Annotated in this window: 7 protein-coding genes; 2 read left to right on the top strand and 5 right to left on the bottom strand. The window is 66.1% G+C overall.

The features are described from left to right. The coding region (locus JMF82_RS16145) for a protein adenylyltransferase SelO family protein (RefSeq protein WP_201315582.1) at positions 1-398 on the bottom strand (398 nt) is incomplete at its 3' end. A gap of 239 nt (positions 399-637) precedes the next feature. On the opposite strand from JMF82_RS16145, the gene JMF82_RS16140 reads away from it, so the two are divergent. Further along, positions 638-835 carry a hypothetical protein gene (locus tag JMF82_RS16140; protein WP_201315581.1) on the top strand — a complete coding sequence of 66 codons (198 nt, stop codon included), beginning with the start codon at positions 638-640 and terminating at the stop codon, positions 833-835. Positions 836-857: 22 nt separating this feature from the next. Here the strand turns inward: JMF82_RS16140 and JMF82_RS16135 are convergent, their stop codons facing one another. The 3 genes from JMF82_RS16135 to JMF82_RS16125 all read right to left on the bottom strand — a co-directional run bounded on the left by JMF82_RS16135 (position 858) and on the right by JMF82_RS16125 (position 3,630). After that, entirely contained in the window at positions 858-1,571 is a 714-nt protein-coding gene (locus tag JMF82_RS16135) for a 16S rRNA pseudouridine(516) synthase (protein WP_201315580.1), read from the bottom strand. Then, positions 1,568-2,635 (bottom strand): class I SAM-dependent methyltransferase, encoded by a 1,068-nt coding sequence (locus JMF82_RS16130; protein ID WP_201315579.1) that lies wholly within the window; start codon positions 2,633-2,635, stop codon positions 1,568-1,570. Before JMF82_RS16130 ends, JMF82_RS16135 begins: the two co-directional genes overlap by 4 nt. Before the next feature lie 116 nt (positions 2,636-2,751). After that, on the bottom strand, positions 2,752-3,630 hold the full coding sequence (locus JMF82_RS16125; RefSeq protein WP_201315578.1) for a pseudouridine synthase: 879 nt from the start codon (positions 3,628-3,630) through the stop codon (positions 2,752-2,754). A gap of 220 nt (positions 3,631-3,850) precedes the next feature. Here JMF82_RS16125 and JMF82_RS16120 point away from each other — a divergent pair, with 220 nt between their 5' ends. Then, positions 3,851-5,839 carry a serine protease gene (locus JMF82_RS16120; RefSeq protein WP_236585510.1) on the top strand — a complete coding sequence of 663 codons (1,989 nt, stop codon included), beginning with the start codon at positions 3,851-3,853 and terminating at the stop codon, positions 5,837-5,839. A 197-nt stretch (positions 5,840-6,036) separates the two neighbouring features. On the opposite strand, the gene JMF82_RS16115 is transcribed toward JMF82_RS16120, so the two are convergent. Then, the gene (locus JMF82_RS16115; protein WP_201315576.1) at positions 6,037-7,293 is read right to left on the bottom strand and encodes a multidrug effflux MFS transporter; all 1,257 of its coding nucleotides are present in this window, start codon (positions 7,291-7,293) and stop codon (positions 6,037-6,039) included. Positions 7,294-7,387: the final 94 nt, after the last annotated feature.

Genomic DNA, 7,387 nt, shown 5'->3' with positions numbered 1-7,387 from the left:
CGCGAATACGGCGTTGGCCCCGCCCCCTTGAGCTGCAACTCCCACCGCTGGCCGCCCCCGGTGATCACTTCGCCCAGGGAAATGGCGCGTCCATCGCCAAGTTGATCGGCCCATACACCGAACTGGTGTCCACCGTAGTTCGCTGCGTAGGGCTGCATGCCTTCGAGCAGGGCATTGCCGCCGAACACCTGCGCGAACTCCAGGCTAAGCACGTCCGTTTCGTTCAAGCCGAGCTCGTGCGCCATCTCGCGCGACCACGCCACCACGCGCGGCGCGGCCACAGGCGTGGGTTGCACCGGGGAATACAGCGCGCCGAGCACCTGGCGCCGGTGAACGCCCTGCCCGGGGTCGCCGGGAAGCTCGCGGATGAAGGCATTGTCGAAACGCAGGGATCGCATGTGCAGTGAGATTTCGCCTGGAAAAAGCTGACTGGAGCTATATCGGCGCGAGAGCTTCGCCACGCAAGGTATTGCCTGAAAACAGCGCCTGAAAAACAGCCTTCACGTATGTGAAGAATAAGCCCATGGTTCCGCAAACTTACGGAAGAATTCAGTGACGAGTGGCATTTGTGTATCGACCGTGAAGGTGATTAGATGGCCCCGACGGCTGCGCAGGGGCAGCCCGGAGTCCACACAACATGCACATGCTTCTTGCCCGTTCCGCCATTGAGCGCGGAATGCAGCTGGTAGCAGGGATGCTTCATCGGGACACGCAGGACGCTTCAAAAGCCCACCTCCAGGAAGACGCCAGGTTCAAGCTGGTTTCCTGGCAACCCGGCGCGCACTCGCGCAGGGAAGACGAACTCGCGCGGCAACGCGAACAACAGTTCAGCTGATTCGAAACCGCAGCAGCCGCGCTCAATCGCGCGACGGCGGCGCAAAGATTTTCGCCACGTCGTCCTGATCGAGCGAGCGCCACTGCCCTTCCGCAAGATTTTCCAAGGTCAGTGCTCCCACCGAGACGCGCGTGAGCGTCTCCACGTGATTACCCACGGCAGCAAACATGCGCCGCACCTGGTGGTAACGCCCCTCGGTCAACGTCAGGCGCGCACGGCGCGGTTCCAGCACGTCGAGCACCGCCGGCTCCAATGGCTCCTTTTCCGATTCCAGCATCATCGTGCCACTCGCGAACAGCGCGCCTTCGTCGCCACGAAGATCGTTCGCCAGCGTCGCTTCGTACACCTTGGCCACCTGCGCGCGCGGGGAGATGATCCGGTGCAGCAGGCTTCCATCGTCGGTAAACAGCAATAGACCCGACGTGTCGCGATCGAGCCGGCCCACCGTCGACAGCGCCGGGTCGCGCACGCGAAAGCGCGGCGGCAACAGGTCATAGACCACGCGGCCCTGGTCCTTGCGCGAACAGGTGGCACCCAGCGGCTTGTTCATCATCAACACGAGGCCCGCCGGCGGATCGAGCGGCTCGTCATCGATACGGATGTGCTCGTGCGGCACCTTGTCGTCGGCGTAGAGCACTTCGCCGTCGGGATCGGTAATGCGGCCTTCGCGGAACATCATCGCCACTTCCTTGCGGCTGCCGTAGCCAAGATTGGCGATCAGCCTGACCAGTTTCATGCGTGCACTCCGCGAGCTTCGATCACTTTGAATCCTTCCTGCACCGTCACGGTGCGCACGTCGGCAAAGCGCGCGGCGAGCGTCGCCTCATAGGGGAGATGCCGATTGGCCACCAGCCAGAACCGGCCGTGGGGCAGCAGCGCATCCGCGGCGGACTGGATGAACGCGCGACCCAGCGCCGGCAGGTCTTCGCGCCCCTGGTGGAACGGCGGATTGCTGACGATGGCGTCGTAGCGCCGCGGCAACCCCTGCGCGACGTCGTGCCAGTGCAGCGCGACGTCCACATGCCGGCCCGCCGCCTGCCGCACCTCTTCGAGATTGAGCCGCGCCGGCTCCAGCGCGCGCGCTTCCGCTTCATGCAGGTCGATCGCCGTGACGCCCGCGCAGCGGCGGATCACCTGCGCCGAGAGATAGCCGTAGCCAGCCCCGAGATCGGCGACGTGGCCGGCCAGGTCGGCCGGCAGGTGATCCGCCAGCAGGGCGGAGGCCGCATCGATGCGATCCCAGGCAAACAGTCCGGGCCGGCTGACATAACCCGCCTCGTTGCGCCGTGGCGCGTCGAGGGCCAGCCAAGACGCCAACAGCGCGCGGTCGACCTGCCCATCGGATGGCGATGCCCAGAACACCCGGCATTTGTGCTTGGAAAGCTGCTGCACCGGGCCGGCCAGGCGCGCCAGGTCGCCTTCGGCCGACTTGGCGCCCTCCGCATTGGGCACGGCGGCCAGCACGGTGCCGCCCGGTACGACGCGCTCAAGCGCCTGCGCAAACAGCGCACGCGCCTCGTCACGCTGCCGTGGTGGCAACAACAGCACCAGCGGAAACCGCTCGGTGCCGCCGCGCCCGGCAAGACGCAGTCCGCTGCGCTCCAGCGCATCGGCAAAGGGCTTGAAGGTCTGCTCGCAGAACCATCCGGCCTGCGCCATCTCGCGCAGGCGAAAACCATCCCGGGCACGCAGGAACAGCGCGCGCCCATCCGCCGGCAGCTTCAGTGCGCCGGTTTCGAAAGGCACGAACAGGGCCTCCAGCGCCACATCAGGGGCAGTAGAGAGCACGGCGGCGTTCACGCGTGATGATTTCCGTGGGAATGGCGCGGCATTTTAACGGGGCAAGGCCGGCTTTGTGCTCGACAGGGCCCTGCGCCGCCGCCAGCCCGGCCGCCACGCCGCAGAGGCGCCAGCCGTCAGTCCGGCAACGACAACTCAAGCTCGCTGGTGAACTCGCGCCTCTTTCCGCTCAGCGGATCGACAAAAGACAGCCGTTTGGCCAGCAATTGCAGCGGCCTCGCAGGGTCGTCCGGCGCGGATCCGGCCAGCTCCGGATAAAACGGATCATGCAGGATCGGCGCACCGAGGCCGGCCATGTGCACCCTCAACTGGTGCTTCCTGCCCGTGACCGGTTGCAGCGCATAGCGCCAATGAGGGTCCGCACGCTCGATCACGTCGATCCGTGTCTCGCTGTTGGGCTCACCGTCGACCTCACGCATGCGGAAGAACGGTTCGCCGTGCTCGATGCGCGATCGGCGCACGTGCGGAAAGGCCAGCCCCTGCAACGGCGGCGCCCATGCCTCGTAGTGCTTCTCGATGCGGCGCTGCGGAAACAGCGATTGATAGGCGGCGCGACTCGAAGGACGCGCGGAGAACAGCACCAGCCCCGCCGTATGGCGATCGATGCGATGCAACGGCACTAGGTCGCGATTGCCCAGCTTGCGCACGAGCCGGTTCAGCAGCGTCTCCTGCACGAAGCCGCCCGCCGGCGTCACCGGCAGGAAATGGGGTTTGTCGACCACCACCAGGTGCGTGTCGACGTGCAGCAGGGTTTCCTGGAAGGGAATGACCGCCTCGTCGGCGACCTCGCGGAAATAGCGCACGCACAGGCCGACCCGGTGCGCCGTGTCCGCCGCCAGCGGCACGCCGTCCTCGTCCTGCACCCTTCCGCGGGCGAAGCGGTCCAGCCATTGCTCACGGCCGATCTGCGGAAAGCGCGCGCACAGCGCATCCAGCACGGTCGCCCATGGGCCGGGTGGCAGTTGCAGCGTGCTGGCGGCGATCGGATCAGGCATGTATCGCTCCCGTGCGATGCGCGCAGCTTAGTGCCAGCCACGCCGCCAGGGGTACCCGCATGACCGCGGGATGCCACCGGCGAGGCGATGCCATGGCCGCCACCCCCGGCCCGTTTCGCGACAATGAACCTTCGCTACACTCGGCGCGGGATCGGCGCCGCCGTGGCGCCAGCGACATCGAGGGGAGTCCATGGATCAGCGGTCAGTTCGCATCCGGCACATGACCACAACGGGGCTCCGGCAGGTACGGCGCACAGCCGCCCTGCTTGCCTGCCTGGCGATCGCGCCGGTACTGCGCGCCGCCACGCTCGACCCCGCCGAACTGCCGCGCGTGCAGGCCGCCACGTTCGAGGTGGTGATTCCCAAGCCGGTGAACGATCCGCTCACCTACGAACGGCCGCTGCCGCTGGACCAGTTGCCGTTCCAGCAGCGCAACGACAAGTACTACTCGGTTGGCACGGCCTTCGCGCTGGGCGAGAACCATTTCGTCACCGCCGGCCACGTGCTCTCGCTCGGCATCGACAGCCTGATGGGCGAACCCGCGCTGCGCGATGTCAGCGGCCATGTGTTCGCCATCGACAAGGTCACGCGCTTCTCGCTCCAGCAGGACTTCGTCGAGTTCACGCTGAAAGACCCGCCAAAGGTCACTCCGCTGGAACCGAACACCCACCCGACCATGAACGACGTGGTCTATGCCGTAGGCAACGCGCTCGGCACGGGCATCGTGATCCGCGACGGCCTCTACACCTCGCAGACGCCCGAGGAAGAAGACGGACGCTGGCAGTGGATGCGCTTTTCCGCCGCCGCGTCGCCGGGCAACAGCGGCGGCCCGTTGCTGGACAAGGACGGCAAGGTCATCGGCGTGGTGCTGATGAAGTCGCCCGACGAAAACCTCAACTATGCCCTGCCCATCGATTTCGTACTCAAGGCGCCAGCCAACCTTGCGGTGGCGGATACGCGCGGGCTCTATCAACTGGACGTGATCGACAGCAAGCAATCGGGGCGCTTCAAGACCGAATTCCCGCTGCCCAAGAGCTTTGCCGATTTCAGCGCGGCCTTCCAGAAAGCCTATGACGCCAGCGCCGACCAGCAGCTGCACGATCTGCTGGCGGAAAACGCCACCACCATGTTTCCCAAGGGCGCCGGCTCCGCCCGGCTGCTGCATACCGGCTCCAACCTCGATGCCTTCCCCACCTTGCTCCATCGCAGCAGCAACGGCACCTGGATCATTGCCGGCACCAACGAAACCAAGAGCACGCTCGCGCACAACGGCTTCGTGGCGAAGGCGGCCGTCGGCAGCCAGCTGATGTTCCACATGCGCAAGCCCGACGACATCACCAGCAAGCAGCTCTACGGCGATTCGAAGCTGTTCATGGACCTGCTGCTGAAGGCCGCGCCACTGCAGCGCCACGTGGGCGCCGAGCAGGTGAAGGTGACCTCGCTGGGCAAGCCTTCGGTCGAGCGCGTGTTCACCGATGCCTACCGGCGCCGCTGGCAGGTGCGCGAATGGCCGATGGCCTACGACAATGCCGTGCTGATCGCCTTCCTGCTGCCCGTGCCAGACGGCTACGCCGCGATGATGCGCATCGCACCCGCCAAGAACGAGCACGAGGAGATGATCGACCTGAAGGCGCTCACCGACTTCGTCTATCTCGCCTACAGCGGCACGCTGGCGCAGTGGAAGGAATTCCTCGCGAACACCGAGCTGCTGCCCGAGGTGTTGTCGGACATCGCGATCCGTTTCGACTACGGCAACGACTTCCACTACCGTTCCCGGCGCCTGGGTTTCGCCTATACGCCGGAGCTGCAGAAGATCGACCAGAACAGCCAGCTGGTGCTGGGCATGTCCTATTTCGAGGACCGCGGCAAGGTGGTGTGGGACGTCAGCAACGTGGTGGTGAAGTCCAACGTGGACAACGCCGAACGGATCAGCTTCAACCGCCACATCGCCCCCAGCGACGATCTCGACGACAGCTATCGCAACTCCTGGGACAAGATCGTGCAGCGCAGCCATCCCGACGACGGCGTGCCCTACAGCGAGAACGACATGACCTACATTGGCACGGTGGGCGGCACGCCGGTGTCGGCGCAGGCCCAGCCGGGCGTGCTGTACACGGCGTTCTACGGCGTGGACGGCCCGCGACCGGAAGACACCATGAAGGGCAAGCTCAACCTGCTGATGAAGGACGTGCAGATCAGCGAGCATTGAGAGGCGCGACTGCGCCCCGATCCGTCATTCCGGCGCAGGCCGGAATCCAGTAACGGTAGCGGTTAAATTCTCCCCGTCATCGCCGCTCGGCTTTCTGGCAAAAGCGTCTTGACGCGCTGCGACAGCCAGGCCGTGCGGCTACTGGATTCCGGCCTGCGCCGGAATGACGGCCGCCTGGGGCCTGGAGTGCTCCGCTTTCACGACGCCTCTTCCTGCAGCTCCACTTCCACCGTCGGCACGCGCCGCGCTGGTGGCGATCGTGGCGTCAGGCGCTGATACCAGCGCCACGACCACCAGCCGATCACGGTGAGCGCGCTCGCGCCGAGCGCGAGATAGATCATGCGGCCGGACAACAACGGCGACATCACGCCAGCGATGAAGGCGCACAGCAGCAAACTGCAGAAGGCCTGGACCGACGAGGCGCCACCACGGCGATGCGGAAAACGGTCGAGCAACAGCAAGGTCAACGTCGGGAACGCGAGCTGCACGCCGACGCCATGCAGCACCAGCGGCAGCACCGACCACGGCAGCACCGGCTCGCGCGTCACCAGCGCCATCAGCAGGTGCAGGCCGCAGGCGGTGAGCAGCGCCGCGTAGCCGAGGTTCACGGTGAACACCACGCTGCGCCGGCTGGCCAGGCGGCCGGACAGCCACGCGCCAAGTACCAGTCCGCTCACGACCGGCAGGAACAGCCAGGGAAAGCCTTGCGCGGAGAGATGCAGCAGGTCGCGCACGATGTGCGGCGCCGACGAGATGTAGAGGAACAGCCCGGCGAAGTTCACCGACAGCGAGATCAGCAGCGGCCAGAACACGCGATCCTGCCCGAAGCTCATGTAGCCGCGCACCAGGTCGGCCAGGTGAAAGGACGTGCGCGCTTCCGGTGGATGGGTTTCCTCCAGGAACAGCATCAGCGCCACCGACAACACCAGGGTGAAACCCATCAGCACCCAGAAAATGCCGTGCCATCCGTTGAGGAACAGCAGTTGCGCGCCAACGATGGGCGCGATCACCGGCGCCACGCTGAAGATCATCATCACGCGCGACATCAGCTGCTGTGCGGCAGCGCCTTCCAGGCTGTCGCGCACGATGGCGCGCCCCACCACCAGGCCCGCGCCCGCGCACACGCCCTGCAGGGCGCGGCAGGACAGCAGCATGGTGTAGGAGGTGGACATCGCCGCGCCGGCCGATGCCAGCGCATAGACCACCATGCCCGCCACGATCACCGGCTTGCGCCCGATCGCGTCGGCGATGGCGCCGTGGAACAGGCTCATCACCGCATAGGTGACCAGGTACATGCTGATCATCTGCTGCAGCTGCGTGCTGTCCACCCCGAAGTGGCTGCCGATCAACGGGAACGCCGGGAAAACGGCGTCGATCGAGAACGGGCCGATCATCGACAATCCCGCCAGCAGCCATGGCAGGCTGCGCCGGACGGGGCGTGGGGTTGAGGTCATGACGGTGGAGCACGGCGGGCGAGGAACCGCAGTATAGCGGCGGCCCGGCGCGGCCCGGGCCATGACGAATGGGCGAGCGAGGGGAGGCCCGCAA

The organism is Dyella sp. EPa41 (assembly GCF_016586165.1).
GTDB lineage: Bacteria > Pseudomonadota > Gammaproteobacteria > Xanthomonadales > Rhodanobacteraceae > Dyella.
Note: the sequence above shows the minus strand (reverse complement) of the source record. Positions and strands in the feature narration are given on the sequence as shown.

What these genes read in the sequence shown, in the direction of transcription:
- JMF82_RS16140 (WP_201315581.1), top strand. Translation starts at nt 638, where the DNA reads ATGCACATGCTTCTTGCCCGTTCCGCCATTGAGCGCGGAATGCAGCTG.
- JMF82_RS16135 (WP_201315580.1), bottom strand. Translation starts at nt 1,571, where the DNA reads ATGAAACTGGTCAGGCTGATCGCCAATCTTGGCTACGGCAGCCGCAAG.
- JMF82_RS16125 (WP_201315578.1), bottom strand. Translation starts at nt 3,630, where the DNA reads ATGCCTGATCCGATCGCCGCCAGCACGCTGCAACTGCCACCCGGCCCA.
- JMF82_RS16120 (WP_236585510.1), top strand. Translation starts at nt 3,851, where the DNA reads ATGACCACAACGGGGCTCCGGCAGGTACGGCGCACAGCCGCCCTGCTT.
- JMF82_RS16115 (WP_201315576.1), bottom strand. Translation starts at nt 7,293, where the DNA reads ATGACCTCAACCCCACGCCCCGTCCGGCGCAGCCTGCCATGGCTGCTG.